The 429-nt window shown below is 44.3% G+C and carries 1 pseudogene; it reads right to left on the reverse strand.

From position 1 onward, the window contains the following. Positions 1 to 229 (reverse strand): annotated as a pseudogene (locus ACNKXV_RS13385) (phosphatidic acid phosphatase); the annotation flags it as partial. Positions 230 to 429: the final 200 nt, after the last annotated feature.

Consider the following 429-nt stretch of genomic DNA (forward strand, 5'->3'; position numbering starts at 1 on the left):
GGTCAGTGGCTGCAGCCACTTCATACGCTGCTAAGGAGGAATAAGAGTAAATCCTTGCAGCTACAGGCGGGGAGAAGATATCGTGAATAATTGTCTCCGTCACCCGATTTTGGGCTTTGGTAAAATAGCTGCCATCGGTGATGGCTTGTGAATAGTCCTTTTTCTCCTGGCAAGAAAAAGCCAACAGGGAAATCAGCACCGGAATGATCAGAATTCTAATCGTACGCATAGGGTTTTGTTGAGTTAAGTGTGATAAATCGATTCTCCTGATTGGGTCTGTGAGAATTTTACCACCTTACATGTAGGCTCAAAGCTAAGTATAAGGGAATCAATCCCAAATGATTTATCGCAGGTTTTTAGCGCAGCCAAATCGGTGCTCCTGAGTTTTGAACACCCAGAATCCAAGGCTCATTTTTCACCTTCAGTTGC

Origin of the sequence: Christiangramia aquimixticola (assembly GCF_048285835.1) — a bacterium.
GTDB classification, from domain to species: Bacteria; Bacteroidota; Bacteroidia; order Flavobacteriales; family Flavobacteriaceae; genus Christiangramia; species Christiangramia aquimixticola.